1 protein-coding gene is annotated in these 812 nt (G+C 26.5%); it reads left to right on the top strand.

The genetic code is table 11. The features are described from left to right. The coding region (locus Q5O29_RS03740) for a ParA family protein (RefSeq protein WP_022211663.1) at positions 1-757 on the top strand (757 nt) is incomplete at its 5' end. Positions 758-812: the final 55 nt, after the last annotated feature.

Raw genomic sequence — 812 nt, 5'->3', positions numbered from 1 at the left:
CATGAAGGTATTATCAATAATAAATCTTAAAGGTGGAGTAGGAAAAACTATATCATCAGCTAATATAGGTTATATACTGGCTGAATTACATAATTATAAAGTTTTATTAATAGATAATGATAAGCAAGGAAATTTAAGCAAAATATTTAATAGACATAATTATGAACTTCCTGGAGTGGAAGAAATAATGACAAATAGAAATGTTGATGTATTTGATTTAATTCAAAATACAGAATATAAAAATTTAGATATTATATCAGCTAATATGAAGTTGCTTGCTGCAAATTTAGAAGTAATGTTAGATCAAGTAAGACCACAGCAAATAAGAATAAAACAAGCTATAAAACAAGTAGAGGAGTATTATGATTACTGCATAATAGATAATGCTCCAGACATAAATATATCGACAATAAATGCATTGGTAGCTTCAAATGAAGTGATGATACCTATTAAGATAGATGAATTTGCTTTTGATGGACTTAAAGAACTTGTAGATCAAATAAATAATACTAAAGTTGATTTAAATGAAAATTTAGTATTTAGAGGGTGTTTTGTGACCTCATATGTAAACAATGAAGTTAATAGGCAAGGTAAAGAGTGGCTTAAAGAAAGTAATTATAAGGTATTTGATAGCCACATAAGAAGAACTGAAAAGATAGATGAAAGTACATTTGCTAAAATGCCAATAAATATTTATTCAAAAAGATGTGGAGCAGCAGTAGATTATAAAAGATTAGTAGCAGAGTATTTGAGTTAATATTTATTTAGTAATTAAATAATGAATAAATTGAGTGTATTGCGAAGGAAGTGAA

The sequence above is a fragment of the Clostridium sp. CAG:265 genome (assembly GCF_000436575.1).
GTDB classification, from domain to species: Bacteria; Bacillota; Clostridia; order Clostridiales; family Clostridiaceae; genus Clostridium; species Clostridium lentum.
The sequence above is the reverse complement of the archived record's forward strand: the minus strand, read 5'-3'. Positions and strand labels throughout refer to the sequence as shown.